The organism is Aeromicrobium sp. 9AM (assembly GCF_902506105.1).
Classification (GTDB): Bacteria; Actinomycetota; Actinomycetes; order Propionibacteriales; family Nocardioidaceae; genus Aeromicrobium.
In genome coordinates this window covers 1,910,419-1,935,948 of the sequence record NZ_LR733304.1, presented here as the reverse complement: position 1 = coordinate 1,935,948, position 25,530 = coordinate 1,910,419, and the positions used below count along the sequence as shown (strand labels likewise).

The following is a 25,530-nucleotide window of genomic DNA, read 5'->3' as shown; positions in this document are numbered from 1 at the left end:
GCTGCTCCACTACGCTGCCGCCATGACTGACGAGTTTCGCGATCTCGGTTCGCTCACGCCAAAGCGGGAGGAGCGCCCCACGCCGCCTCCGACCGAGACTCACGGCGACGAGATCGGCGGCTGGGCGATCATCGGGCTCGTGATGTTGGTCGTTGGCAGCGCCGTCGTCGCCCTCTGTGCCGGCCAGGACTCGGCTGCGGCAGCAGCCCTGGCGCTCGTCGGATCGCTTGTCGGTGTGGTCGGATTCTTTGCCACGATCGTGGCTGCGGTCGCCAAGGGCGTACAGATCGGCAACCGTTCGTAGGCTTTGTCAGGTGTGTTCTTGGCGGGCCAGGAAGCTGTCGAGCTTGCTGAACGACTGCATCCAGAAGTCGCGGCTCGTCCTCTCCGCCTCACGCGGGCACGGCCCGGCGTGCAGCTCGAGCCGCGTTCCGTCGTTCTCGTCGAAGAACTCGAGGCTGACCGTGATCGGGTCGGCGCCCTCGAACGCCGGGAATCCCGTCACGGTCTCGGACCCGACGAGCCGGGTGTTCTCGACGACCTCGGTGTAGATCGTCTCGACCGTCCAGCTCATCGAGCCGCTGTAGGTCTCCATCGAGAGCCGGCGGTGGCCCCCGACCCTGGCCTCGATCGAGACGGTGCCCGGTACGACCCAACCCGCATACGGGCCCAACCACTCGGTCAGCTCCGCTGCGTCGGTGAACGCTCGGTAGACCCGTTCACGTGGAGCATCGAAGTGCCGGTGGATGTCGATCACCAGCTGTACGTCCATGGGAAACCCCGCCTCGGCCCCCGACCTCAGTCACGTACCTGCCACGGTACGCCGCGCGCGGGTCAGCGGCTGTCGCGAGTGGAGCGCGACGTGAGGTGACGCGCGCCCGGCAGGACTCCGCCGGGCGCTGAGCGCCCTCCTCCCCGAATCCTGGACGGCGGGAGTCGGGAGCCGAGCCGACGTGAGGTGACGCGCGCCCGGCAGGACTCCGTCGGGCGCTGAGCGCCCTCCTCCCCGAATCCTGGACGCCGGGAGTCGCGACCGCCTCTCGCGTCTCGTGTGCGCGCCCGGCAGGATTCGAACCTGCGACCTAGAGATTAGAAGGCTCTTGCTCTATCCGGCTGAGCTACGGGCGCTCGGGTCGTGAAACCCGCACCAAGCCTATCCGCGCAGGTCGCTCCGCACGCGGACCCCGCAGCCGGGCCCGCGCCATGCCCTAGGATTTGCGGGTGACAGAAGCGACCACCGCCGCGATTCCGCCCGTGCTCCCCAAGTACCGCGAGGCGATCCGGCAGAAGGGTCGCACGGCACTGATCGTGCTGTTCATCCTCATCGCGGTCGCCGGGGTCGTGGGCGCCGTCGTGATCGCCCTGAGTGCTGGCGACGCCGCCGGATCCGGACTCTCGATCCTGTTCGCGATCATCCCGCTCCCACTGCTGTGGTTCGTCTACTGGTGGCTCGACCGCTACGAGCCCGAGCCCCGTCGCTACAAGTTCGCCGGATTCGTCTGGGGTGGCGTCGTCGCCGTGGCGATCGCCCTCGTGCTGGAGATCTGGATCCAGAAGACCTGGGACCTCAGCGACAAGCAGGCGGCGTCGTTCGTGGCACCGCTGGTCGAGGAGCCGGCCAAGTGCCTGTTCCTGATCCTGACGTTCCTGCGCGCCCGTCGGGTCATCGACGGCTTCCTCGACGGCCTGATCTACGCCGGCATCGTCGGCATCGGCTTCGCGTTCGTCGAGAACATCGGCTACTACGCCAGCAGCTACCTCGGCTCGCCCGACATCCAGGTCGCCGGGGCGGAGGGCGTCACGACGACGTTCGTGGTGCGCGGCCTGTTCAGCCCGTTCGCCCACCCGCTGTTCACCTCGGCGTTCGGGATCGCCATCGGCCTCGCCGCGGCGCGCAGGTCCAAGACCGTCAAGGTCCTGATCTGCTCCGCCGGCCTGCTCGTCAGCGCCGGTCTGCACGGGCTGTGGAACGGCTCGCTGAGCTATGGCGGCGGTGCCGGGTTCTTCCTGGCCTACCTCGCCCTCGCCGTCGTCCTGGCCGGCCTGACCGTGCTGGCGATCATCGTCCGCAGCCGCCAGGTCCGCATCCTCGAGCGTTCGCTGTCCTACGTCGCGCAGCGCGGGTGGATCCATCCGGCCGAGATCCCCTACCTGTCGCGCTTCGGCTACCGCAAGGCCGCCCGGCGCTACGCCAAGGACCATGGCGGCAAGGTCGCCGCGCAGGTCGTCACCCGATACCAGCGGCTCGCGACCGAGATGGCGTTCCTGCACGACGGCCTGATGAGCGGTCGCACCATCCCGCGAGGCGTCGAACGTACGTATGCCCTGCTCGACGCGATGTACGAGCTGCGGCCGATGTTGCGATTCCCGCCGGCACTGCAAACCACGGCTCGTCACTCCTGACCCCCCAGTAGCACGAGGCGTGGCGGCGAAGTGCCCCCTCGTCCACTAATCTGTGCACAGACCCGCATTCGCGCAGATCATCGTCAACGAGAGGAGCAACCAGTGGCCAGCGAACACGCTTCGGCCGAGCTCGTTGGCGCGATGAGCAAGCTGCTGACCAGCGTTCGCGACCTGACGTTGCGACTCGAGGTCGAGGGTGTCGACACCGCCCGCGAGACGCAGTCCAAGGTGGCCGACCAGCTCTCCGACTACATCCTGCCGCGGCTCGTCCAGCTGGATGCCCCGCTGCTCGCCGTCGTCGGCGGGTCGACAGGTGCCGGCAAGTCGACCCTGGTCAACTCGTTGGTGGGGGAGCGGGTCACCGAGTCCGGCGTCCTGCGACCCACGACCCGATCGCCCGTGCTGGTGCACAACCCCGCGGACGCGGAGTGGTTCCTGCCCGATCGCATCCTGCCCGACCTGCCTCGCACCGACGTGCCGACCAACGACACGTACGCCTTGCGGCTCGCGACGTCCGACAAGATCCCGCGTGGCCTGGCGATCCTCGACGCGCCCGACGTCGACTCGATCGACCGGGGCAACCGCGAGCTCGCCGCGCAGCTCCTCGCCGCCGCCGACCTGTGGCTGTTCGTCACCTCGGCGGCTCGCTATGCCGACCAGGTGCCGTGGGACTACCTCCGTCAGGCGGCCGAACGCAGCACCTCGGTGGCCGTCGTCCTCGACCGGACGACCGCAGAAGCCGTGGTCGAGGTCCGCGGACACCTCGCCCGCATGATGACCTCGCGCGGGTTGTCCGACTCACCACTGTTCACCGTGCCGGAGTCCGGCGTCGATGCCGATGGCCTTCTGCCGCGCGACGCGGTCTCGCCGATCGTCGGCTGGCTGCACGAGCTCGCCGCCGATCCCGCTGCCCGCAAGATGGTCATGGCTCGTACGCTCGACGGCGCCGTCCGCCACGTGGTGCTGCGCACCCACGACGTCGCCGACGCGATGGACGCCCAGATCGCGGCGGCAGAGGTCCTGCACGGCGACATCGACACGATCTACCGCAAGGCGCTCGACACGTTCGCGGTGCAGGTCACCGACGGCACGGTGCTCAAGGGCGAGGTGCTGGCGCGCTGGCAGGAGTTCGTCGGCACCGGCGAGCTGCTCCGCTCCGTCGAGGAGAAGGTCACCCGCATCCGTGACCGCTTCGTCGACGGCGTCACGGGCAAACGTACGCGCTCCACCGAGGTCGTCGAGGCGATCGAGAACGGTGTCCAGATGCTCCTGGTCGAGCACGCCGAGGCCGCCGCCGAGGTGGCGTCCCGCGCGTGGGCCGACAACCCGGCCGGTCGCACGTTGCTCGACGCCAACCGAGGCATCGAGCGCGCGTCCCGCGACTTCCGCGTCCGCGCGCAGCGCATGGTGCACGACTGGCGCCAGGCCGTGCTCGAGCTCGTACGCATCGAGGGCGCCGACAAACGCATGACGGCGCGCTTCCTCGCGTTCGGCGTCAACGGCATCGGTGTCGCGCTGATGATCGTGATGTTCTCGCGCAACGGCGAGGGCAAGGAGGCCGGCGGCACAGCTGCGCTCGGCCACAAGCTCCTCGACGCGATCTTCGGCGAGGAAGCGGTCGAGTCCCTCTCCGCGCGCGCCCAGGCCGACCTCGAGTCACGCGTCGCCGCGCTGTTCGAGGGTGAGATGCAGCGCTTCCTCGACCTCGTCGAGTCTCCCGACACCGTCAAGGCTCACCAGGCGGTCCTCCGCGAATCTGCACGTCAGGCCGAATACGCTCGACATGCCGACTTCCTGAACGGAGAAACGACGTCATGACCGCGCCGAGCGACACCGCCGAAGCAGTGTTCGGCGGTGGTCGAAACGATGTCGCCAAACGGCTCGACGGCCTGACCAAGGCGGTCGAGGCGAGCCGCGGGCGCATCGATCCGGAGATCCTCGCCCCCGCCGAGATGCTGTCGGGCCGGGCCGCCGAACGGCTCACCCTGTCGGGCGACCACACGATCGTCGCGCTCGCCGGTGCCACCGGTTCGGGCAAGTCGTCGCTGTTCAACTCGCTGACCGACCTCGAGCTCGCCGGCGTCGGCGTACGCCGACCGACGACGTCGTGGGCCCTGGCGTGCGCGTGGGGTCCTGACGGCGCCCAGGGGCTGCTGGAGTGGATGGGCATCCCGCCGCGGCACCAGGTGTCCCGCATGAGCATGCTCGACCACTCGGCCGAGGACACCAAGCTCGACGGCCTGGTGCTGCTGGACCTGCCCGACCACGACTCGACCGAGGTCTCGCACCACCTCGAGATGGATCGGCTGATCAAGTACGCCGACCTGCTCGTGTGGGTCCTGGATCCGCAGAAGTACGCCGACGCGGCGATCCACGACCGCTACATCCGGCCCATGGCGTCCTACGCGGATGTCACGCTGGTCGTGCTCAACCAGATCGACCGCATCCCGTTCGAGCAGCGCGAGCGGGCGCTGACCGACGTCAAGCGCATCCTCACCGACGAGGGCCTGCCCGACGTCTCGGTCATCGGCGTCTCGGCGACCCGCGGCGACGGCATCGAGGACCTCAAGCGCGAGATGGCGACCCGCATCCGGGCCAAGTCGTCGGCCAAGTCCCGGCTGTCCTCCGACATCTCGGCTGCGGCCGGCGTCATCGCCCAGGTCGGCGGGTCCAGCGAGACCCCGGGCCTGGCGCCGGCCGACCGACAGGCCCTTGACGAGGCGCTCGTCGAGTGCGCCGGCGTCCCGCACATCGTGGATGCCGTGTCGACGTCGACCCGTCGGCGTGCAGCCCAGCGCACCGGCTGGCCGGTCGCCCGGTGGCTCGGCCGGTTCCGCAAGGACCCGCTCAAGGAGCTGGGACTCGGCGATGACCTGTCGATGTCGGCGCTGGCCCGTGCGGCCGTCCCCGAGACCGGCAACGTGCAGCGCGCCAACGCCGAGCTCGCGATCCGCGACGCGGCCGAGAAGGCCTCGGTCGGGCTGGAGCGGCCGTGGCGCGACGCCGTCCGCGATGCCTCCAACCCGCCCGGTGACGACATCATCGACGCGCTCGACCGGGCCATCCACGAGACCAGTCTCGGCGTGGCCCGTCCGGCGATCTGGTGGCGCCTGGTCCAGGGCGTCCAGCTCCTGCTGTTCCTGGCGATGGTGGGCGGGCTCGGTTGGCTCGCCGCCCAAGGGATCCAGCAGCTCGCCTCGTTCGACCTGCCCGACCTGGGCAAGGTCGGCGGAGTCCCGATGGCCGCGGTCGTGGCCGGCGGTTCCCTCGTCGCGGGGCTCGTGCTCGCCGCGGTGTCGAGCCTGGCGTCACGCATCGGTGGCCGGCGCAAGGCCAAGCGGGCCGACCGCCAGCTGCGCGAGGCGATCGACCGGGTGACCACCGAGCGGGTCATCGCGCCGATCCAGGCCGAGCTCGACGCCTACGCGAAGTACCGCTCAGGCATCCTCGACGCCCTGTCCTGACCTCTCTCCACAGGTGGCTGCCGCCTGGCGCGTCTCCACAGCCGTCGCTGCGGGTGCTGTTGCGGTCTGAAGCGGCTCGCAAGTCTGGAGCTCCTCAACTGCGAAGGAGTCATCCATGTCCAACGACAACACCATGACGTTCCACGGCCGGGTCGGCACCAAGGTCGAGCTCCGCGAGGGCAGCGTCCCGTGGGTGCTGTTCCGGGTCGCGTCCACGCCGAGCTGGTTCGACCAGGCAACGCGCACCTGGCGCGACCTCGAGACGATCTGGATCTCGGTCAAGGCGTGGCGCAACCTCGCCCAGAACGCGGCCGAGTCGCTCGAGGTCGGCGACCCGGTCGTCGTGATCGGCAAGGTCCGCACGGAGAAGTGGACCGCACAGGACGGCCAGCCGCGTGAGAGCACGGTCCTCGAGGCCAACCTGATCGGGCACGACCTGACGTGGGGCGTGACCAAGCTGCAGCGCGTCGACCGCCAGCCAGCCGCGGCGGCGAAGAGTGACGACACGGTCGCCGCCCTTGCCGAGCTCGAGGGTGAGTCGGTCGAGGTTCCCGCAGCGTGATCCGATTCGTCTGCAGTGGGCCCGGCTCGTTAGGCTGGGGCATATGGCCGATTACGTCTTCACCCTCCGCAACGTACGCAAGAAGCTCGGCGAGAAGGTCGTCCTCGACGACGTCACGCTGTCGTTCCTCCACGGCGCCAAGATCGGCGTCGTCGGCCCCAACGGCACCGGCAAGTCGACCCTGTTCAAGATCATGGCCGGCCTCGTCCAGACCGACAACGGCGATGCGATCAAGGACCCCGAGGCGTCGGTCGGCATCCTCCTGCAGGAGCCGCCGCTGACCGAGGGCAAGACCGTCCTCGAGAACGTCGAGGAGGCCGTCAGCGAGATCAAGGGCAAGATCGACCGGTTCAACAAGATCAGCGAGGAGCTCGCCGATCCGGACGCCGACTACGACACGCTCCTGCCCGAGATGGGCGAGCTGCAGACCGATCTCGACCACGCCAACGCGTGGGACCTCGACTCCCGCCTCGCCCAGGCCATGGACGCGCTGCGCTGCCCGCCGCCGGACGAGCTGGTCGACCACCTGTCGGGTGGTGAGCGTCGGCGCGTCGCGCTCTGCAAGCTGCTCCTCGAGCAGCCTGACCTCCTGCTGCTCGACGAGCCCACCAACCACCTGGACGCCGAGAGCGTGCTGTGGCTCGAGCAGCACCTTGCGTCCTACCCCGGCGCCGTACTGGCCATCACCCACGATCGCTACTTCCTCGACAACGTCGCCGAGTGGATCCTCGAGCTCGACCGCGGCAAGACGCACCCCTACGAGGGCAACTACTCGACCTACCTCGAGACCAAGCAGGCCCGTCTCGTCGTCGAGGGCAAGAAGGACGCCAAGCGCGCCAAGATCCTCGCCAAGGAGCTCGAGTGGGTGCGGTCCAACGCCAAGGCCCGCCAGGTCAAGAACCAGGCCCGACTCAGCCGCTACGAAGAGATGGCCGCGGAGGCCGAGCGCGGCCGCAAGCTCGACTTCGAGGAGATCAACATCCCGGCCGGGCCCCGGCTCGGCGATGTCGTCCTCAACGCCAAGGACCTGCACAAGAGCTTCGGTGACCGCGAGCTGTTCGACGGATTGACGTTCGACCTGCCGCGCGCCGGCATCGTCGGCGTCGTCGGCCCCAACGGCGTCGGCAAGTCGACGCTGTTCCGCATGATCGTGGGGGAGGAGAAGCCCGACGAGGGCACCCTCGAGGTCGGTCAGACCGTCAAGATCTCCTACGTCGACCAGGGGCGCGGCGGCATCGACAACAACCTCAACATCTGGCAGCTCGTCTCGGGTGAGCTCGACTTCATCAAGGTCGCCAACTACGAGGTCCCGAGCCGCGCGTACGTCGCGTCGTTCGGCTTCAAGGGCCCCGACCAGCAGAAGAAGGTCGGCGTGCTGTCAGGCGGCGAGCGCAACCGGCTCAACCTGGCCCTGACGCTCAAGATGGGCGGCAACCTGCTGCTGCTCGATGAGCCGACCAACGACCTGGACGTCGAGACGCTGCAGTCCCTAGAGGACGCACTGCTCGACTTCCCGGGCTGCGCCGTGGTCGTCTCGCACGATCGCTGGTTCCTGGATCGCGTCGCGACGCACATCTTGGCGTGGGAGGGCAACGCCGAGACGCCGGCCCGCTGGTTCTGGTTCGAGGGCAACTTCGCCGACTACGAGGTCAACAAGGTCGAGCGTCTGGGCGAAGAGGCCGCCCGTCCGCACAGCGTCACCTACCGCAAGCTGACGCGCGACTGAAGCCTTCGGTCCTTGAGCTTGTCGAAAGGACGTCCTTTCGACAAGCTCAAGGAACGCGTTCTGCCGAGACTCAGAAGTTCTTGCCGTGCAGGTCCTCGACGACGTTCTGCATGATGCGGCCCATCGCGACGAAGTCCGCCGCGTCGGCGTTCTGGATCAGGTAGTCGTGCACGCCCTGCACGTGGGTGTGCGCGGCCGCCTCGAGGACGCTGAAGCCGTGATCGGTCAGCACGGCGGAGACGCCGCGACCGTCCTCCGAGCACTGCCCGCGCACGACGATGTTCTCGCGCTCGAGCCGGGCGATCGTGTGGGTCACCCTGCTGCGCGAGTGGGCGACGGCGTCGGCGAGCTCGGCCATGCGGATCGAGCGGCCGGGCGCCTCGGACAGGCGCACGAGGATCTCGTACTCGGGCATCGACAGGCCGTGCGCGGCGCGCAGGTCGCGGTCGAGCCGGTCCATCAAGACGGTCGTGCCGCCGAGGAACGAGCGCCAGACGCGCTGCTGCTCGGCACTGAGCCACGGGGTGGCGGTCGTCGTCTCCATGTGACCTATCCTACTCCGTGAGACGGTTGATTGAATTTTCAATCGCGTGGTAGAGTTATTTTTGTTGAAGGATCAACTACATACTTCTGAGGAGAACTCATGACCACCACAGCTGCAGTCACGACCGGCACCTGGAAGCTCGACCCCACGCACACCGAGATCGGCTTCACCGTCCGTCACCTGATGAGCAAGGTCCGCGGCAAGTTCGACACGTTCGAGGGCACGATCGTCTCCGCCGAGGATCTCGGCGCATCGACGGTGGAGGTGTCGGTCGACCTCAACTCGATCAACACCGGCACCGCCGACCGGGACGCCCACCTGCGCTCGGCCGACTTCTTCGAGGTCGACAGCTACCCGTCCATGACGTTCAAGAGCACGAGCATCAAGCAGGAGAGCGACGACGAGTTCGTCCTCACCGGCGACCTGACGATCAAGGGTGTCACCAAGCCTGTCGAGCTCGAGGTCGAGTTCCTCGGTGAGGGCAGCGACCCGTGGGGCGGCACCCGTGTGGGCATCGAGGCCAAGGGCGAGATCAGCCGCAAGGAGTTCGGCATCGACTTCAACATCCCGGTCCAGGGTGACAAGGTCATGATCGGCGACAAGATCAAGCTCAACATCGTGGCCGAGGCCGTCCTCCAGGCCTGAGTCCAGCTCGCTAGGACTGAGTCCGAAGGGTCATCCTGACCGCCAGCTTGGCATGCAGGCCGGCCAGCTCGTGGCCGGAGCGTGACCCGCCAGGCTCGAACCAGCGCACCAGATCGACACCCAGCGACAGCAGCGAGAACGCTGTCCCGGGAATGTCATCGACATCCAGGACGCCCTGGCCGACACCGTCGGCCAGGGCGTCCTGCATCGTCTTCTCGATGCTGCGCCGATAGGTCGCGACCTCGGCGCGGTGCTCGTCGGTCAGCGCGTGGTACTCGTACTGCACGATCCGTCCGACCCTGCTGTTGTCGGCATGCCAGAGGCTGAAGTCGTAGACCATCGTCCGCAGGCGCTCGATGGGGTCGGCGCTCGACGCCGCGGCGCTGGTGATGACCTCCAGAGCGCTGCGATGCCCCTCGATGCTCACGGTGAAGAGCAGGCTCTCCTTGGAGTCGTGGTGGACGTAGACCGCCGCCGGGCTCATCCCTGCACGAGACGCGATGTCGCGCGTGGTCGTACCTGCGAAGCCCTTCTCGGCGAAGGCCTCGATCGCAGCGTTGATCAGCCGCTCACGTGCCGTGATCGTCGTCATGTCCACCCCTTCTTCGGTTGACAGCATGACGGAGTGCTTGCATGCTAAGCAAGCGCTTAGGGCGTGTACCTGTTCCGAGTTCTCCTGACCACGAAGGCAGCGCAGTGCGGCGAGCGATCTACGACGAAGACCACGAAGCATTTCGGGACTCCTGTGCGGCCTTCCTGGCCAAGCACGTGACTCCCAACCTCGAGACCTACCTCGAGGACAAGGCGCTTCCGCGGGACTTCTGGCTCGCAGCGGGTGCCGAGGGCTTCCTGGCGCTCGAGATCCCCGAGGCGTTCGGCGGGGCCGAGGCGGGCGACTTCCGGTTCAACGCGATCTGGGCCGAGGAGCTCAGCAAGCTCAATGCGGCCCTCGCTTCCTGCGCTGCGATCCACTCCGACATCGCGGTGCCCTACCTCGTCGATCTCGGCACCGACGAGCAGAAGCAGCGCTGGCTGCCCGGCTGCGCGACCGGCGAGATCGTCACGGCGATCGGCATGACCGAGCCCGGTGGCGGCTCGGACCTGGCCGCGCTCAAGACCACGGCGGTCCGCGACGGCGACGAATGGGTCATCAAAGGGTCCAAGACCTTCATCACCAACGGCTACTCCGCCGACCTGGTCCTGACGGCCGTGCGTACGTCGCCGGAGAAGGGCGCCAAGGGCATCACCCTGTTCGGCCTCGAGGCGACCGACGAGGGCTTCAGCCGGGGTCGCAAGCTCGACAAGGTCGGGCAGAGCGAGGCCGACACGTCCGAGCTGTTCTTCGAGAACGTCCGGGTCGGCGACGACCGCATCATCGGTGAGGTGGACCGCGGGTTCATCTACATGATGGAGCGGCTGCCGCAGGAACGCCTCAGCTGCGCGGTGTCCAACGTCGCGCACGCCAAGCAGATCCTCGCCGAGACGATCCAGTACGCCCATGACCGCGTCGCGTTCAAGCAGCCGATCGGGAGCCTCCAGCACAACAAGTTCCTGCTCGCCGAGCTCGTGACCAAGATCGAGGTCGCCGAGGCGTACGTCGACCAGGCCGTGCTCGCGCACACCAACGGCGAGGCGAGCGCGATCGACGCGGCCAAGGCCAAGTGGTGGTCGTCGGAGATCCAGAACGACGTGCTGGACCACTGCGTCCAGCTGCACGGCGGCTACGGATTCATGAACGAGTACCGGGTCGCTCGCGCATGGCGGGACGCCCGCGTCAGCAAGATCTGGGCCGGATCCAACGAGATCATGAAAGAGCTCATCGGCCGCGACCTCGGATTCTGAGTACCCAGCCATTGATTGCACCTACGTGGGTGCAGCGCAACTGAAAGCCAGAGGATGACATGACTGAAGCAGTAATTGTGGCCACCGCACGTTCACCCATCGGTCGAGCCAACAAGGGATCGCTCAAGGACATGCGTCCCGACGACCTGTCGGTCCTGATGCTCGAGGCTGCGCTGGCCAAGGTTCCCGAGCTCGACCGCCGCGACATCGTCGACCTGCACCTGGGCGTCGGCCAGCCGGCCGGTGAGTCGGGCAACAATCTCGGCCGCATCGTCGCGGTCCAGGCGGGCATGGACCACGTCCCAGGCGTGACGGTCAACCGCTATTGCTCCTCGAGCCTGCAGACGACCCGCATGGCGTTCCACGCGATCAAGGCCGGCGAGGGTGACGTCTTCCTGTCCCTGGGCGTCGAGACCGTGAGCCGGTTCGCCAACGGGATGTCCGACATGGCTGCTGCGCACAACCCACTCTTCGAGGACGCCGTCAGCCGCACCGACAAGCGCGCGCAGGGTGGCGCCGAGGCGTGGCACGACCCGCGCGAGGACGGGACGCTTCCCGATGCCTACATCGCGATGGGCCAGACCGCCGAGAACGTCCAGCAGCTCATCGGCATGAGCCGCCAGGAGCAGGACGAGTTCGGCGTACGCAGCCAGAACCTCGCCGAGAAGGCGCTTGCGGACGGCTTCTGGGCCAAGGACATCACCCCGGTGACGCTGCCCGACGGCACCGTCGTCAGCACCGACGACGGGCCCCGCGCCGGAGTCACGTATGAAGCCGTGTCGCAGCTCAAGCCGGTGTTCCGCCCCGACGGAACCATCACGGCCGGCAACTGCTGTGCCCTCAACGACGGCGCAGCGGCGGTCGTCATCATGAGTGACACCAAGGCCAAGGAACTGGGCCTCACCCCGCTCGCCCGCATCGTCTCGACGGGTGTCACGGGCCTCTCGCCGGAGATCATGGGCCTCGGCCCGGTCGAGGCGGTCAAGCAGGCCCTCGGTCACGCCGGGATGGGCATCGACGACATCGACCTGTTCGAGATCAACGAGGCGTTCGCGGTGCAGGCCCTCGGCTCGGCCCAGGCCCTCGGCATCGACATCGACAAGCTCAACGTCAACGGCGGAGCCATCGCGGTCGGCCACCCGTTCGGCATGACCGGCGCGCGCATCACCAGCACGCTGATCAACTCGCTGCAGCACCACGACAAGCAGTTCGGCGTCGAGACGATGTGTGTCGGCGGCGGGCAGGGCATGGCGATGGTCCTGGAGCGACTGTCCTGATGGCCTCTGGAAGGTTCGACGGCAAGGTCGCGATCGTCACCGGCGCGAGCCGGGGGATCGGCCTCGCTGTCGCCGAGCGACTGGTCGCCGACGGCGCCAAGGTCTGCATCACGGCTCGCAAGGCCGATGCCCTCGCCGAGGCGGTCGACTCGCTCGGTGGTTCCGATCAAGCGATCTTCGCCGCCGGTGCGGCCGACGACGCGGAGCACCAGGACGAGGCTGTCGCCGCGACGATGAACGCGTTCGGCCGCATCGACTTCCTGGTCAACAACACCGGGATCAATCCGACGTACGGTCGCATGATCGACGTCGACCTGGGCGCCGCCGAGAAGACGTTCCGGGTCAACGTGGTCTCCTCGATCGCCTGGGCGCAGAAGGTCTATCGCGCGTGGATGGAGGCCAACGGCGGGGCGATCGTCAACGTCGCCTCGGTCGCCGGGCTCAAGCCCGCGCCGGGCATCGGTGTCTACGGTGCGTCGAAGTCGGGCGTCATCCACGTCACCGAGGAGCTCGCACTGGAGCTCGGGCCGGGCATCAGGGTCAACGCCGTGGCCCCGGCGGTCGTCAAGACCAAGTTCGCGACGGCGCTCTTCGAGGGCCGTGAGGACGAGGTCGCGGCGACCTACCCGCTCAAGCGGCTGGGTGTGCCGGACGACATCGGCTCGGTCGTGGCGTTCCTGCTCTCCGAGGACGCCGCGTGGATCACCGGCCAGACGATCACGATCGACGGCGGTCTCACGCTGACCGGCGGCGTGTAGGTCCTGCAACGCGGTGCGGCCCATCTCCCGAGAGGAGATGGGCCGCACGCTTGTGGAGCGGGTCAGTTGACGCTGACCGCCGACCACGCGGCCTTGACGGCAGCGACCTCGGCGCTCGAGGCGCCGTAGAGCGATGTCGCGGCGGCGACGGTGTCGACCCGCGCCTTGGCGTACGTCTCGGTGCTGGTCATGCGCTCGGTGAGCGCCTTGTACCAAATCGCCGCAGCCTTGGCCCGGCCGATTCCGGTGACGCTGGAGCCGTTGCAGGTCGGGCTGTTGCCGTACGTGCTCTGCCCGCTGCCGTTGGCGAGCAGGAAGAAGAAGTGGTTGCCCACTCCTGAGGAGTAGTGCGGGTCCGAGCGGGGCACCGAGGTGCTCCAGCAGGCGTACGACGCGCCGTCGCGACGCGGATCGTCCATGTAGCGCAGCGGGGTGCCGTCGCCGTTGATGTCGATCTCCTCGCCGATCAGGAAGTCCGGCGCGTCGCTGGGGTTGTTGGCGTAGAACTCGACCATCGTCCCGAAGATGTCGCTGGTGGCCTCGTTGAGCCCGCCGGCGTCACCGGAGTAGCCGAGGTTGGCCGAGTTCTCGGTGACCCCGTGCGACATCTCGTGGCCCGCGACATCCAGCTCGACCAGCGGGGCCCGGTTGCCCGCACCGTCGCCGTACGTCATCTGGCTGCCGTCCCAGTAGGCGTTGACGTAGCTGTTGCCGTAGTGGACGCGCGAGGGCACGCCGCTGCCGTTGTTGAAGATGCCCTGTCGGCCGAAGCTCGACTTGAAGTAGTCGAACGTCTTGGCCGCACCGTAATGGGCGTCGACACCCGCCGAGGCGCGATCGCTGACCGTGCCGTTGCCCCAGGAGTTGTCCGAGTCGGCGAACGTCGTGCACGTCCCGGAGGTCCGGTTCTTGAGGTCGCACGTACGCCCGTTGCCGTGCGCCGCGTCGACCATCGTGTAGCTGCTGCCGCTGCCGGTCGTGCTGAGCGACACCGTGCCGACGAAGATGCCGCGGCCCGATCCGGTCGCCGCGACGCCCGCCCTCGGTGCGGCCGCGGACTGATGGGATCCGGTGCCCACCTTGAGCGGCGTCAGGATCGTCTCATCGGCGCTGCGGACCTTGCCGGTGTTGGCGTCGGTCACGATGACCTGCCGGCTCGGCGTCTGGCCGTCCGCCTGGACGCCGGTGACGGTGGAGCGCCAGGCCAGCACCGCCTTGCCGTGACGCGCATCGACGACGAGCTTGGGCGAGCCCGCCTTGGAGACCGTGCGCCCGGAGAACTCGCCGCGGGCCCGGTCGGCTGCCGATGACGCCGGCACCTTGGGCGTCGTGCTCACCGCAGCAGGCTCCGTCTGCGCGACCGAGACGCTCTGCGGGTTCTCGGCGGCGTCGAGGTGGACCACGAGGTCGCCACCGAGGACCGGAAGGCCGGCGTACGTACGGTTGAACCGTACGTGCGATGCACCGTTGCTCGAGCCGACGGTGTCGACGAGCTGGTAACTGTCCTTGGACGTGCCCTCGACCTTGCCGGGATGCTCCTGGATGTACTCCTTGGCCACGACAGCGGGATCGCCGCTGCTGTCGGCCGCTGCGCTCAGAGAGGGCGTGGCAACGCCCAGCCCGGCCACGAGGAGGGTTGCTCCTCCGATGGCAAAGACATGTTTCATGAGTGGTGGTCCTCTCGGTTGACGTAGGCGTGACGCTAGTCACATCGAGAGGCGTTGGGTCATGCCAGATGCCCATGCCATCGGGCGCAGGTCAGGGTCGCGGACGAGTCGTCGCCAAGGGGCCGTGGCGGTCGAGCCACGACCGGTAGACGGGCTGGCGCTCCAGCGTCTCGGTGAGGACGTCCGCGGTGAACCGGGCGAGCTTGTCGAGGTGCTCGGCGAAGGGATTGTCGCGCTCGGTGAGCAGCAGGCGGCGGACCTGCATCGGGGTGCCGGCCACCGGCTTGAGCACCATGCCGGAGTCGCGGTTGGTCGGCGTGCTCAGCGCGATGGCCTCGCCCGCGCGGATCAGCTCGACGCTGAGGCCGTCGCTGAGGTAGTGGCCGATCTTGGGGGTGAAGCCGGCATCCCAGCAGATGCGGGTCATGCAGTCGGCCTCGCGGTCGACGTCGAGAGGTGACAGCAGCCAGGTCTCGTCGGCCAGGTCGGCGAGCTCGAGCTCGCCGCGATCCGCGAGGGGGTGATCGGCCGACATCAGGACGAAGCCCGGCTCACAGCCCACGGGGCGTACGAGCAGCCGTGGGTCGAGCGGGATCTCGTTGCCGACGTACTCATGGATCACCGCGAAGTCGATCCGGTGCGACCCGAGCAGGTCGAGCAAGCCGTCGATGCGGGTCTCGCTCTCGGTCACGATCTCGGTGCTGGGCAGCGTCGCACGCAGGCCGCGGATGAGGCCGACCAGGGCGTTGCCGAAGCGCACGCCGATGCGTACCTGGGCCGGCGCGGTGCGCAGGCTCGAGGCATCGGTCTTGAGGGTGTCGAGCACCGAGAGGACCGCGGTGGCGCGACCGACGACCAGCCGCCCGAGCGGGGTCTGCTCGACCCCGGCGTGTGAGCGCTCGAAGAGCGGACCGCCGAGGTTGTCCTCGATGCGCCGCAGCTGTCGCGTCAGCGCGGGTTGCGTCGTGCCCAACGTGGATGCGGCACGCGTGATGCTGCCTTCGTCCGCCACGGCCTTGACCATGCGCAGATGGCGCGTCTCGATCTCCATGTGATCCCCCTCGGGCCACCTTATCCGCGTGTCGCCGCGAGCGCGCGTGCCAATCTCAGCGCTCGTGTGAGCCAGATCTCCGAAGAAACATGAGGAAACCCTCGCATTAAACTTGAGGAACCCCTCATGTTTTGCGATGATGGAGGGACCGCCCGTCGATCCAGCGACGGCAGTACCCAGAGGGACACCACGTGACGACCATCGACACCCCGCTTGCCACGACCCAGCCGACCGAGCGCCGCGGCGCACTCGTCGATCGCATCTCATCCGGCACTCCGTACGCCATCGCGTTCGGTGGCCAAGGTGCCCCATGGCTTGAGCCGCTCGCCGGTCTGATCCGTGACTTCGCGCTCGAGGCCGAGCTCGAGACCCTCGTGTCGCAGGCCGAGGAGCGTCTCGCTCCGGTCGCCGCCGAGCTCGCACGGGTCGGCGTGACGTTCACGCCCCTCGAGTGGGCCGATGTCATCGCTGTCGGCGAGTCCGCCGAGGACGACGACGCTCCCGAACTGCCGAGCTCCGCGGTGCTGGATACACCCGGAGCCTCGGTACCAGGCATCCTGCTGACCCAGCTCGCCGGTCTCCGCGCGCTGCACCGCCAGGGCGTCGACACGCAGGTCACCGCTCCGGCGGCCGTCATCGGCCACTCGCAGGGCGACCTCGCGACCCAGTCGATCGCCGGTGTCGACGACGTCGAGCTGCTCGCCCTCGCCCGCCTGATGGGTGCTGCGGCGCAGCTCGTCGGCCGCCGCCGTGGGCTGCTCGGCTCCACGATGCTCAGCGTCTCCAACGTCGTGCCCGAGCGCATCGACGCGATCCTCGCGGAGCTGCCGGCCTCGCTGCGCGTCGTGTCGCGCCTGCGCAACGGCCGTCGTGGCGTCGTGCTCTCCGGCCCGGCCGACAGCCTGCGCGTCGTCGAGGCCCGCCTCGAGGAGGTCGCCGCTGCCGAGAAGTCGGACCGCGAGCGCAAGGTCACGGGCGGTTCGCCGTTCGCGCCCGTCCTCGAGCCGCTGCCCGCGCAGCTCGCGTTCCACCACCCCGACCTCGCCGAGGCGGCCGACCTGGTCGCCACCTGGGCGGAGGCCTGCGGCTTCGACGGCGCACGCGCCCGTACGCTCACGATGCGCTCGATCGTCGACCCCGTCGACTGGGTCGAGTCGCTCGAGTCGGCGCTCGACGCCGGCGCGACCTGGGTCCTCGACCTCGGCCCCTCCGACATCGCCGCCCGCCTGTCCGCTCGCGAGCTGCGCAGCCGCGGAGCCGGCATCATCGCGACGACGACCCGCCGCGGCCACCGCGAGCTGACCGCAGCCGGTGCCGCGCCGCGCCTGGCGACGCCGTGGTCGGCCTACGCCCCGACCGTCGTCACGCTGCCCGACGGCAAGCTGCACGTCGAGACCCGGTTCACCCGCCTCACCGGCAAGTCCCCGATCCTGCTGGCCGGCATGACGCCGACGACCGTCGACGCCAAGATCGTCGCCGCCGCGGCCAACGCCGGCTTCTGGTCCGAGCTCGCCGGTGGTGGCCAGGTCACCGAGGAGATCTTCGCCGACCGCGTGGCCGAGCTCGAGCAGCTGCTGCTGCCCGGCCGGACGTACCAGTTCAACTCGCTGTTCCTCGACCCCTACCTCTGGAAGCTCCAGCTCGGCCAGAAGCGCCTCGTGCAGCGTCACCGCGCCGCCGGTGCCGCGATCGACGCCGTCGTCGTGACCGCAGGCATCCCCGAGCTCGATGACGCCGTCGCGCTCGTCGAGGAACTGCGTGCCGCCGAGATCACCCACGTCGTCTTCAAGCCCGGCACGGTCAAGCAGATCCGTCAGGTGCTCGCGATCGCCAAGGCCGTTGCGCCGACGCCGATCATCGTCCAGATCGAGGGCGGCCGCGCCGGCGGACACCACTCGTGGGAGGACCTCGACGACCTGCTGCTCGCAACGTACGGCGAGCTGCGCGGACTCGACAACGTCGTCGTCGCCGTCGGTGGCGGCATCGGCACGCCGGAGGTCGCCTCGGCGTACCTCACCGGCGAGTGGGCCCGCCGTCACGGCTTCCCCGTCATGCCGCTCGACGGCATCCTCGTCGGCACCGCCGCCATGGCGACCCTCGAGGCGACCACCGCCCCGGAGGTCAAGCAGCTGCTGGTCGACACCCGCGGCACCGGCACCTGGGTCGGCGCGGGCAGCGCCAAGGGTGGCATGGCCTCGGGCCGCAGCCAGCTCGGCGCCGACATCCACGAGATCGACAACACCGCGTCCCGCACGGGCCGGCTGCTCGACGAGGTCGCCGGCGACGCCAAGGCAGTCGCCGCGCGCCGCGACGAGATCATCGAGGCGCTCAACCGCACCGCCAAGCCCTACTTCGGCGACGTCGAGACCATGACGTACGCCCAGTGGCTGCGTCGCTACCTCGAGCTGTCCGGCACGCCGACCTGGCTCGACGTCACGATCCGTGATCGCTTCCACGCGATGCTGCAGCGTGCCGAGGCCCGCCTCAACGAGGCCGACCGTGGCACGATCCCGACGCTGTTCGCCGAGGCTTCCCTGGTCGACGACGGTGCACAGGCTCTGGCCACGCTCGTCGAGGCATACCCGAACGCCGAAGGCGTCATCCTCCACCCGGCCGACGTGCTGTTCTTCGTCGAGCAGTGCAGGACGCCGGGCAAGCCGGTCAACTTCGTGCCGGTCCTCGACCAGGACGTACGTCGTTGGTGGCGCTCGGACTCGCTGTGGCAGGCGCACGACGCGCGCTACGCCGCCGACGAGGTCTGCATCATCCCCGGCACGGTCTCCGTCGCGGGCATCGACCGCGTCGACGAGCCCGTCGCCGAGCTGCTGCGCCGCTTCGAGGACGCCACGATCGACGGGCTGCTCGCGGCCGGTCGCTCGGCTCAGCGCGTCACCGGCCGCCGCCGCGTCGAGGAGGCCGGCGACGTCCTGTCGCTCGTCCTCGCCGCTCCCGACCTGGTCTGGGCCGGCCGCACGGTTCGCAACCCCGTCCACCGTCTCGGTGCCGAGTGGGTCATCGTCGACCCCGAGCGCGCCGAGCACCCCGAGACCGGTGCCGCGCTCGTCGCGATCGACGGTCGTACCGCCGAGCTCCAGGTGCCGCTGGCCCGTCCGCTCTCGCTGCGCATCTCGGTCGACGACGCCGTGCTCGCCGGTGCTGCTCCGATCGTGTCGACCGAGGTCGCCGCGTCCGCGATGTCCTCGCTCGTCGCCGGTGCCGCCGGTGGCGTGGTCCCGACGGTGACGAACGGCCGCGCGACGGTCAACGTCGACTGGGACCCGGACTTGATCGCCGACCACGCCGGTGTCACCGGCGCGCACACCCCGGTCCACCCGGTCCCCGACGTGCTCGTCGGGCTCGCCTGGCCGTCGGTGTTCGCCGTGCTCGGCGAGGCCACCACGAGAACGGGCATCCCGGTCATCGAGGGCATGCTCGACCTGGTCCACCTCGATCACGCGATCGCCCTGAACGGCAGCCTTCCGGTCGCGCCGTCCGCCCTGACGATCTCGTCAGTCATCGACTCGATCGAGGACACCGGCTTCGGTCGCGTCGTCGCGGTCGACGTCACGGTCTCCGCTGCCAGTGGCGAGATCGCGACGCTGCGTGAGCGCTTCGCGATCCGCGGACGTACCGGTGCCGGCGAGCTCGCCGATCCGGCCCGCGCCGGTGGTGCACTCGGCGAGGACGTCTCCGACACCCCGCGCAAGTCGCGCGGTGCTGCGACCCTGACGGCCCCGACCGACCTGCGTGGCTTCGCCGCTGTCACGGGCGACCACAACCCCATCCACACCAGCGTCGCGGCTGCCCGCCTCGCGGGTCTCGGCGCACCCATCGTGCACGGCATGTGGGTCTCCGCAGCCGCGCAGCAGGTGCTGTCCGACCGCCGCATCACGGGCTGGACGACGCGCTTCCTCGCGCCCGTACGCCCCGGTGTCACGGTCGACGTCAAGGCCGACCGCATCGGCCTCGACGCCGGTGCCGAGCTGGTCGACATCACGTGCCGCGCCGAGGGCGAGGTCGTCATGTCGGCGACCGCACGCCTCGAGGCGCCCCGCACCGCGTACGCCTTCCCGGGCCAGGGCATCCAGCACCAGGGCATGGGCATGGCGGCGTACCAGCGCTCCAAGGCCGCTCGTGAGATCTGGGACCGCGCCGACGCGCACACCCGGGCCGCGCTCGGCTTCTCGATCCTCACGGTCGTCCGCGACAACCCGACGGTCCTCGTGACCAACGGCGTGACGCACAAGCACCCCGACGGCGTGCTGTTCCTGACCCAGTTCACGCAGGTCGCGATGGCCGTTCTCGGTGCTGCCCAGATGGCCGAGCTGCGTGAGTCCGGCGCATTCGTCGAGGGCTCGATCCTCGCGGGCCACTCCGTCGGTGAGTACAACGCGCTCGCCGCCGTCTCGGGCGTCATCCCGCTCGAGGCCGTCGTCGAGGTCGTGTTCCAGCGCGGCTCGGTCATGCACACGCTCGTGCCCCGCGACGCCGAGGGCCGCAGCAACTACCGGCTCGCCGCGATCCGCCCCGCGCAGATCGGGCTCAACGACGACAACGTCACGGCGTACGTCGACCGCATCGCCGAGGAGTCCGGCGAGTTCCTGCAGATCGTCAACTACAACCTGCGCGACTCGCAGTACGCGATCGCCGGCACGGTGCGCGGTCTCGAGGTCCTCGAGGAGGACATCACGCGTCGCCGCGAGGAGTTCGGTGGCAAGGCTGCCTACATCCTGGTGCCCGGCATCGACGTGCCGTTCCACTCCACGGTGCTGCGTGACGGCGTCCCGGACTTCCGCGACCGCCTGACCGAGCTGCTGCCGGTGACGATCGACCCCGAGATCCTCGCAGGCCGCTACGTCCCCAACCTCGTGCCCAAGCCGTTCTCGCTCGACCGGGCGTTCCTGCAGGAGATCGCCGATCTCGTGCCGTCGGAGCCGCTCAACGCGGTCCTGGCGGACTTCGCGACCTGGTCGGCCAAGCCCGGCGAGCTGTGCCGCGTCGTGCTGATCGAGCTGCTGGCCTGGCAGTTCGCCAGCCCGGTGCGCTGGATCGAGACCCAGGACCTGTTCTTCCGCGCGGAGACCGAGGGCGGGCTCGGCGTCGAGCGCTTCATCGAGATCGGTGTCGGCCAGGCCCCGACGGTGGCCAACCTGGCCTCGTCGACGCTCAAGCTCCCGGGCCGTTTCGGCGGACCCGTCGAGGTGCTCAACTTCGAGCGCGACAGCGCCGCGGTGTTCTCGACCGACGAGGAGATCGTCGTCGACGACGAAGCCGAGGAGATCGCGCCGACCGAGGCGTCGAGCGCTCCTGCCGCCGCAGCAGCACCCGCTGCCGCTCCGGCGACCTCGAGCGGCCCCCGACCGGCTGACCTGACGTTCGACGCCGCCGACGCCACCACGGTGCTGATCGCCTGGTGGACCAAGATGCGCCTCGACCAGATCGGCGCCGCCGACACGATCGAGTCGCTGTGCGACGGTGCGTCCTCGCGCCGCAACCAGCTGCTCGTCGACCTCGGTGGCGAACTCAGCCTCGGCGCCATCGACGGTGCCGCTGACGCCGACCTGCCGACCCTGTCTGCGCAGGTCAAGGGCCTGGCCCGCGGCTACAAGCCGTTCGGCCCGGTGCTCACCGAGGCTCTCGGCGACCACCTCAAGAAGGTCTTCGGCCCCACCGGCAAGCGCCAGTCGGCCGTTGCCGAGCGCGTCTCCGACGTGTGGCAGCTCGGACCGGGCTGGGCGAGTCACGCACTCGTCGAGCTCGCCCTCTCGAGCCGTGAGGGCTCGAGCGTCCGCGGTGGTGACTACGGCTCGCTGAGTGGTCTCGCCTCCGGCGCCGACGTCGACGCCGCGATCGACGCGAGCGTCCAGGCGGTCGCCGCGCGTCACGGCGTGAGCGTCGACCTGCCGTCCACCGGCGGGGGAGAGGGCGCCACGATCGACGCGGCCGCCCTCGGCGAGTTCACCGCGCAGATCACCGGCCCTGACGGCGTCCTGGCCTCGTCGGCCCGACTGGTCCTCGACCAGCTCGGACTCACCGACGTACCGGCTGTCGTCGAGACGGACGAGGCGGAGGCCGAGATCCTGGCCCGCGTCGAGACCGAGCTCGGCAGCGAGTGGGCCAAGCTCACCGCACCGGCGTTCGACCCGCTCAAGGCCGTCGTCCTCGACGACCGCTGGGCCAGCGCCCGTGAGGACCTCGCCCGAATCGCCGCAGGTGAGACCGTCGACGCCAGCTTCATCGGTGCCGGCGACGTGGTCGCGGCGCAGGCACGCTGGCACGCGGCTCACTCCGACCCGCGCCTGTCCGACCGCTTCACCCAGATCGCAGCGGACGCGCTCAGCCCGACGGACCAGACCTGGTCCGGCGAGCTCGCGGTCGTGACCGGTGCGAGCCAGGGATCCATCGCGGCCGCCGTCACCGGCAAGCTGCTCGCGGGCGGTGCGACGGTCGTCGCGACCACCTCGGGCCTCGACCCGAAGCGCCTCGCGTTCTACAAGGAGCTCTACCGGACCCACGCGGTCGCCGGAGCCGCCCTGTGGATCGTCCCGGCCAACATGGCGTCGTACGCCGACGTGGACGCGCTGACGAGCTGGATCTCCAGCGAGCAGACGCAGACCCGCGCGGGAGTCACCACGGTGGCCAAGCCGGCCATGACGCCGACCCTGCTGTTCCCGTTCGCCGCAGGACGGGTGGCCGGTGACCTCACGGATGCGGGCAGCCGCACCGAGATCGACATGCGCATCCTGCTGTGGTCGGTCGAGCGCCTGATCGGGCAGCTCTCCGCCAACATCCAGGACCGCGACCTCACCTCGACGCTGCACGTCGTGCTGCCGGGCTCGCCCAACCGCGGCATGTTCGGCGGCGACGGTGGATACGGCGAGGCCAAGTCCGCGCTCGACGCGCTCGTGACCCGCTGGTCCGCAGAGCGTACGTGGGCCGATCGCGTCACGCTGAGCCACGCCATCATCGGCTGGGTCCGCGGCACGGGCCTCATGGGTGGCAACGACCCGCTGGTCGAGGCCATCGAGGCTCGCGGCGTCCGCACCTGGTCACCCGCCGAGATGGCCGAGGCCCTGCTGGAGACGGCGACGACGGAGGCACGCGCTGCCGCCCGTGTCGAGCCGCTCACGGTCGACCTCACCGGCGGACTCGCCGGCGCCAAGCTCGACATGAAGGCCCTCGCCGAGGGTGTCGAGCGTCCGGCCGCCGTCGAGGAGGACGAGGGTGCGACGATCGCCGCACTCGCCGCCTCGCCGGCACAGCTCGACCGCGTCGAGCAGATCGACTGGGCACCCGTCGACGCCCGGCCCGAGGACCTCGTGGTCATCGTGGGCGCCGGCGAGCTCGGACCTTACGGCTCCTCGCGCACACGCTTCGAGATGGAGGTGTCCGACGAGCTGTCGGCCGCCGGTGTCCTGGAGCTGGCCTGGACGACAGGCCTCGTGAGCTGGGACGAGCAGGGTGGCGGCTGGTTCGACACCGCGACCCAGGAGAAGGTCGACGAGGCCGACCTCGTGGACCGGTACGAGGAGACGGTCCGCGAGGCGGTCGGCATCCGGCGCTACGTCGACGAGGGCAACATGGTCGACAACGCGGCCCCGCTGCTCACCTCGGTGTTCCTCGACAAGGACCTGACGTTCACCGTCTCCAACGAGGCCGAGGCGCAGGCGATGCGCGACGCCGACCCCGAGCGTACGGTCATCTCCGCGACGGCCGACGGCGACTGGAGCGTGACCCGCAAGGCCGGCACCGAGATCCGCGTGCCGCGCCGCATGGCCCTCACGCGTACGGTCGGCGGCCAGATCCCGACCGGCTTCGACCCCACGGTGTGGGGCGTGCCGGCCGAGATGGTCGAGTCGATCGACCGCGTGGGCCTGTGGAACCTGATCTGCACGGTCGACGCCTTCCTCTCGAGCGGGTTCAACCCGTCCGAGCTGATGCGCTGGGTCCACCCCGCGCTCGTCGCCAACACGCAGGGCACCGGCATGGGCGGCATGCAGTCGATGCAGTCGCTCTACCTCGACACGCTGCTGGGTGAGAGCAAGCCCAACGACATCCTGCAGGAGGCGCTGCCCAACGTCATCGCCGCGCACGTCGTGCAGTCGTACGTCGGCTCGTACGGCGCGATGGTCCACCCCGTCGCCGCCTGCGCCACCACGGCCGTCTCGGTCGAGGAGGGCGTCGACAAGATCAAGCTCGGCAAGGCGGAGTTCGTCGTGTCCGGCGGGTTCGACGACCTGAGCGTCGAGGGCATCGTGGGCTTCGCCGACATGTCCGCGACCGCCGACTCGGGAGCCATGCGCGCCAAGGGGCTCGAGGACCGCTACTTCAGCCGGGCCAACGACCGTCGCTACGGCGGCTTCGTGGAGTCACAGGGCGGCGGCACGATCCTGCTCGCCCGCGGTGACCTCGCGTTGCGCATGGGCCTGCCGGTCCTCGGCGTCGTGGCGTACGCCGGTTCGTTCGCCGACGGCGTGCACACGTCGATCCCGGCGCCGGGCATGGGCGCGCTCGCTGCGGGTCTGGGCGGTCGTCAGTCCGCTCTGGCCAAGTCGCTGAGCACGCTCGGCCTCACGGCCGACGACATCGGCGTGCTGTCCAAGCACGACACGTCGACCGGCGTCAACGAGCGCAACGAGTCCGAGCTGCACGAGCGGCTCGCCGCGGCCATCGGTCGCAGCGAGGGCAACCCGCTCTACGTCATCTCGCAGAAGACCATCACGGGCCACACCAAGGGCGGCGCCGCGGCGTTCCAGATCGTCGGGCTGTGCCAGGTCCTGTCCGGTGGGGTCATCCCGCCGAACCGGAGCCTGGACTGCGTCATGGACGACCTCGCCGAGCACGAGCACCTGGTGTGGCTGCGCAAGCCGCTGCAGACGGGTCAGCTCAAGGCGGGCATCCTGACGAGCCTCGGCTTCGGTCACGTCGCCGGCCTCATCGCGCTGGCGCACCCACAGGCATTCCTTGCGACCTTGAGCGGCGAAGAGCGCGACTCGTACGCCGCCCGTGCGGAAGCACGGCTCATCGAGGGTCGGATGCGTCTCGTCAGGGCAATGTACGGCGGTCCCTCGCTGTACGAGCGTCCTGCCGATCGGCGCCTCGGCAGTGAGGGAGTGCGGAACCGGGAGGCTGGAATGCTCCTGGATCCGCAGGCACGGCTGGGCGAGGACGACGTCTACTTCGGAGCGTCCTGCCAGTGACGATCGTCGGTGTCGGTGTTGATCTGGTCCACGTACCCACGTTCGCGGACCAGCTGGAACAACCCGGCACCACGTTCGCCACGGCATTCCTGCCCGGTGAGCGAAGTGACGTGCGGAGTCGTCCCTCCGACGCCGCGCGTCACTTCGCCGTGCGCTGGGCCGCGAAGGAAGCCGTCATCAAGGCCTGGTCGGCGTCGCTCTACGGCGAGCCGCCGGTCATGGACGAGCACGTGCACCACCTGATCGAGGTCGTGGCCGATGCCTGGGGTCGCCCGCGCATACGCCTGCACGGCGAGGTGGCGAAGCGGCTCGCTGACCACGAGCTCGAGGTGTCGCTGAGCCACGACGGCGACTACGCCATCGCGTACGTCGTCCTGTCCCGCTGAACCGA

17 protein-coding genes and 1 tRNA gene are annotated in these 25,530 nt (G+C 69.4%); 12 read left to right on the top strand and 6 right to left on the bottom strand.

The window, feature by feature from the left end:
* The first annotated feature begins 22 nt into the window (after positions 1-22).
* Entirely contained in the window at positions 23-304 is a 282-nt protein-coding gene (locus BOSE46_RS15845; protein WP_159541148.1) for a hypothetical protein, read from the top strand.
* A 6-nt stretch (positions 305-310) separates the two neighbouring features.
* Here BOSE46_RS15845 and BOSE46_RS15840 read toward each other — a convergent pair whose 3' ends face one another.
* Together BOSE46_RS15840 and BOSE46_RS15835 are read right to left on the bottom strand one after the other, a co-directional pair.
* Entirely contained in the window at positions 311-772 is a 462-nt protein-coding gene (locus BOSE46_RS15840; protein ID WP_159541147.1) for an SRPBCC domain-containing protein, read from the bottom strand.
* 282 nt (positions 773-1,054) lie between these two features.
* Positions 1,055-1,128 (bottom strand) — tRNA-Arg (locus BOSE46_RS15835).
* 93 nt (positions 1,129-1,221) lie between these two features.
* Here BOSE46_RS15835 and BOSE46_RS15830 point away from each other — a divergent pair.
* The 5 genes from BOSE46_RS15830 to ettA all read left to right on the top strand — a co-directional run bounded on the left by BOSE46_RS15830 (position 1,222) and on the right by ettA (position 8,155).
* Complete coding sequence (locus BOSE46_RS15830; RefSeq protein WP_159541146.1) at positions 1,222-2,403, top strand: PrsW family intramembrane metalloprotease; 1,182 nt, start codon at positions 1,222-1,224, stop codon at positions 2,401-2,403.
* Positions 2,404-2,505: 102 nt separating this feature from the next.
* Entirely contained in the window at positions 2,506-4,221 is a 1,716-nt protein-coding gene (locus BOSE46_RS15825) for an ABC transporter (RefSeq protein ID WP_236551775.1), read from the top strand.
* Positions 4,218-5,867 (top strand): GTPase, encoded by a 1,650-nt coding sequence (locus BOSE46_RS15820; protein ID WP_159541145.1) that lies wholly within the window; start codon positions 4,218-4,220, stop codon positions 5,865-5,867. Before BOSE46_RS15825 ends, BOSE46_RS15820 begins: the two co-directional genes overlap by 4 nt.
* Before the next feature lie 115 nt (positions 5,868-5,982).
* The gene (locus tag BOSE46_RS15815; RefSeq protein WP_159541144.1) at positions 5,983-6,429 is read left to right on the top strand and encodes a single-stranded DNA-binding protein; all 447 of its coding nucleotides are present in this window, start codon (positions 5,983-5,985) and stop codon (positions 6,427-6,429) included.
* Between the two features lie 43 nt (positions 6,430-6,472).
* A complete protein-coding gene (gene ettA, locus BOSE46_RS15810) occupies positions 6,473-8,155 on the top strand; it encodes an energy-dependent translational throttle protein EttA (RefSeq protein ID WP_159541143.1) in 1,683 nt (560 codons plus the stop codon).
* Between the two features lie 70 nt (positions 8,156-8,225).
* Here the strand turns inward: ettA and BOSE46_RS15805 are convergent, their stop codons facing one another.
* Positions 8,226-8,699, bottom strand: coding sequence for a MarR family winged helix-turn-helix transcriptional regulator (locus tag BOSE46_RS15805; protein WP_159541142.1), 474 nt, complete (start codon positions 8,697-8,699; stop codon positions 8,226-8,228).
* A gap of 99 nt (positions 8,700-8,798) precedes the next feature.
* On the opposite strand from BOSE46_RS15805, the gene BOSE46_RS15800 reads away from it, so the two are divergent.
* A complete protein-coding gene (locus BOSE46_RS15800; RefSeq protein ID WP_159541141.1) occupies positions 8,799-9,344 on the top strand; it encodes a YceI family protein in 546 nt (181 codons plus the stop codon).
* 10 nt (positions 9,345-9,354) lie between these two features.
* On the opposite strand, the gene BOSE46_RS15795 is transcribed toward BOSE46_RS15800, so the two are convergent.
* Positions 9,355-9,936, bottom strand: a complete 582-nt coding sequence (locus tag BOSE46_RS15795; protein WP_159541140.1) for a TetR family transcriptional regulator — start codon at positions 9,934-9,936, stop codon at positions 9,355-9,357.
* 104 nt (positions 9,937-10,040) lie between these two features.
* On the opposite strand from BOSE46_RS15795, the gene BOSE46_RS15790 reads away from it, so the two are divergent.
* Genes BOSE46_RS15790 through BOSE46_RS15780 form a run of 3 tightly spaced genes read left to right on the top strand, consistent with a single transcriptional unit; the run spans position 10,041 to position 13,221 of the window.
* Entirely contained in the window at positions 10,041-11,186 is a 1,146-nt protein-coding gene (locus BOSE46_RS15790) for an acyl-CoA dehydrogenase family protein (RefSeq protein WP_159541139.1), read from the top strand.
* Between the two features lie 59 nt (positions 11,187-11,245).
* Positions 11,246-12,463, top strand: coding sequence for an acetyl-CoA C-acetyltransferase (locus BOSE46_RS15785; protein ID WP_159541138.1), 1,218 nt, complete (start codon positions 11,246-11,248; stop codon positions 12,461-12,463).
* Complete coding sequence (locus BOSE46_RS15780; RefSeq protein ID WP_159541137.1) at positions 12,463-13,221, top strand: SDR family oxidoreductase; 759 nt, start codon at positions 12,463-12,465, stop codon at positions 13,219-13,221. Before BOSE46_RS15785 ends, BOSE46_RS15780 begins: the two co-directional genes overlap by 1 nt.
* A gap of 62 nt (positions 13,222-13,283) precedes the next feature.
* Here BOSE46_RS15780 and BOSE46_RS15775 read toward each other — a convergent pair whose 3' ends face one another.
* Positions 13,284-14,888, bottom strand: coding sequence for a M4 family metallopeptidase (locus BOSE46_RS15775; RefSeq protein WP_159541136.1), 1,605 nt, complete (start codon positions 14,886-14,888; stop codon positions 13,284-13,286).
* Between the two features lie 91 nt (positions 14,889-14,979).
* Positions 14,980-15,939, bottom strand: a complete 960-nt coding sequence (locus BOSE46_RS15770) for a LysR family transcriptional regulator (protein ID WP_159541135.1) — start codon at positions 15,937-15,939, stop codon at positions 14,980-14,982.
* A gap of 191 nt (positions 15,940-16,130) precedes the next feature.
* Here BOSE46_RS15770 and BOSE46_RS15765 point away from each other — a divergent pair, with 191 nt between their 5' ends.
* Positions 16,131-25,139, top strand: a complete 9,009-nt coding sequence (locus BOSE46_RS15765) for a type I polyketide synthase (RefSeq protein WP_159541134.1) — start codon at positions 16,131-16,133, stop codon at positions 25,137-25,139.
* Positions 25,136-25,525, top strand: a complete 390-nt coding sequence (locus BOSE46_RS15760; RefSeq protein ID WP_159541133.1) for a holo-ACP synthase — start codon at positions 25,136-25,138, stop codon at positions 25,523-25,525. The genes BOSE46_RS15765 and BOSE46_RS15760 overlap by 4 nt, the downstream gene beginning before the upstream one ends.
* Positions 25,526-25,530: the final 5 nt, after the last annotated feature.

What these genes read in the sequence shown, in the direction of transcription:
- ettA (WP_159541143.1), top strand. Translation starts at nt 6,473, where the DNA reads ATGGCCGATTACGTCTTCACCCTCCGCAACGTACGCAAGAAGCTCGGC.
- BOSE46_RS15785 (WP_159541138.1), top strand. Translation starts at nt 11,246, where the DNA reads ATGACTGAAGCAGTAATTGTGGCCACCGCACGTTCACCCATCGGTCGA.
- BOSE46_RS15795 (WP_159541140.1), bottom strand. Translation starts at nt 9,936, where the DNA reads ATGACGACGATCACGGCACGTGAGCGGCTGATCAACGCTGCGATCGAG.
- BOSE46_RS15775 (WP_159541136.1), bottom strand. Translation starts at nt 14,888, where the DNA reads ATGAAACATGTCTTTGCCATCGGAGGAGCAACCCTCCTCGTGGCCGGG.
- BOSE46_RS15805 (WP_159541142.1), bottom strand. Translation starts at nt 8,699, where the DNA reads ATGGAGACGACGACCGCCACCCCGTGGCTCAGTGCCGAGCAGCAGCGC.
- BOSE46_RS15780 (WP_159541137.1), top strand. Translation starts at nt 12,463, where the DNA reads ATGGCCTCTGGAAGGTTCGACGGCAAGGTCGCGATCGTCACCGGCGCG.
- BOSE46_RS15770 (WP_159541135.1), bottom strand. Translation starts at nt 15,939, where the DNA reads ATGGAGATCGAGACGCGCCATCTGCGCATGGTCAAGGCCGTGGCGGAC.
- BOSE46_RS15820 (WP_159541145.1), top strand. Translation starts at nt 4,218, where the DNA reads ATGACCGCGCCGAGCGACACCGCCGAAGCAGTGTTCGGCGGTGGTCGA.
- BOSE46_RS15840 (WP_159541147.1), bottom strand. Translation starts at nt 772, where the DNA reads ATGGACGTACAGCTGGTGATCGACATCCACCGGCACTTCGATGCTCCA.
- BOSE46_RS15845 (WP_159541148.1), top strand. Translation starts at nt 23, where the DNA reads ATGACTGACGAGTTTCGCGATCTCGGTTCGCTCACGCCAAAGCGGGAG.
- BOSE46_RS15815 (WP_159541144.1), top strand. Translation starts at nt 5,983, where the DNA reads ATGTCCAACGACAACACCATGACGTTCCACGGCCGGGTCGGCACCAAG.
- BOSE46_RS15800 (WP_159541141.1), top strand. Translation starts at nt 8,799, where the DNA reads ATGACCACCACAGCTGCAGTCACGACCGGCACCTGGAAGCTCGACCCC.